This window comes from Stenotrophomonas sp. NPDC077659 (assembly GCF_050268705.1).
Taxonomy (GTDB): Bacteria; Pseudomonadota; Gammaproteobacteria; order Xanthomonadales; family Xanthomonadaceae; genus Stenotrophomonas.
Map to the genome: position 1 here is coordinate 1 of NZ_JBNNHG010000292.1, position 1317 is coordinate 1317.

At 67.5% G+C, this 1317-nt stretch carries 1 protein-coding gene; it reads right to left on the reverse strand.

The window, feature by feature from the left end; all coding sequences use genetic code 11:
• On the reverse strand, positions 1-1273 hold a 1273-nt coding region (mdtD, locus tag ACQKDV_RS19555; RefSeq protein ID WP_427785878.1), incomplete at its 3' end, for a multidrug transporter subunit MdtD.
• Between the last annotated feature and the right edge of the window lie 44 nt (positions 1274-1317).

Genomic DNA, 1317 nt, shown 5'->3' on the forward strand with positions numbered 1-1317 from the left:
TGAACGTCGCATGCAGCGCCGCTGTCGCACCATGGCCCTCCAGGTGCGTGCCGAACGCGGCCAGCAGGCTGCCGGCCGCAGCCGCGCCGAAACCCGCCGCCAGCATCATCACCATCGACAGCAGGCTGTTGCCGGAACTGGCGTGCTCGCGATCAAGGTCGCGCAGGGTCACGGTGTTCATCACGGTGAACTGCAGCGAATTGACCGCACCGAAGAAGGCCAGCTGCAGCAGGCGCCAGGCCAGGTGCTGGCCCGGCGTCATCAGGATGAAGCTGGCCATCGCCAGGCCCACCAGCACCGTGTTGACCATCAGCACGCGGCGGTAACCGTACTGCTCCACCAGCTTCACCGCCAGCTTCTTGGACACCATCCCCGCTGCGGCCACCGGCACCATCATCAGGCCTGCATGCATCGGCCCCAGGCCCAGGCCGACCTGCAGCAGCAGCGGGATCAGCATCGGCATGGCACTGCTGCCGATGCGCGAGAACAGGTTGCCGAGGATGCCGATGCGGTAGCTGGGCACGCGGAACAGCGCCAGCGAGAACAGCGGCGCGGTGGAGTTGGCCGCGTGCAGCCAGTAGCCGACCAGCGCGGCCAGGCCGCCCACGGTCATCAGCATCACCAGCGCATGCGGCGTGCCCAGCCCGGAAATGCCGTCCAGCGCCAGCGACAGCACCACCATCGCGAAGGCCAGCATGATGTAGCCGCGCAGGTCGAAGCGGGTGCGGTGGCTGGCGTAGTGGTCCGGCATGATCTTCATCGCGGCGATGAAACCGATCACGCCGATTGGCAGGTTGATCAGGAACACCCAGTGCCACGAGGCGATTTCCACCAGCCAACCGCCCAGGGTCGGGCCGATCAGCGGGCCGATCAGGGCGGGAATGGCGATGAAGCTCATCGCGCGCAGGAAATCCTCGCGTGGCACCGAGCGCATCACCGCCAAGCGGCCCACCGGCAGCAGCATCGCGCCACCAATACCCTGCAGCACGCGGGCGCCGACCAGCTGGTGCAGATGCTGGGCCAGCGCGCAGGCCAGCGAGCCGAGCGTGAACAGGATGATCGCCACCAGGAAGGTACGGCGGGTACCGTAGCGGTCGGCGATCCAGCCCGAGGCCGGGATGAAGGTGGCCACGGCCAGCGCGTAGCTGAACACCACCGACTGCATCTGCAGCGGGCTTTCACCCAGGCTCTTGGCCATCGCCGGCAGCGCCGTGTTGACGATGGTCGAATCGAGCATCTGCATGAAGATGGCCAGCGACACCAGCCACAGCAATGGGCGGAAGCGGGCGTACTCGGCGGGCGATGCGGGGGTGTCGG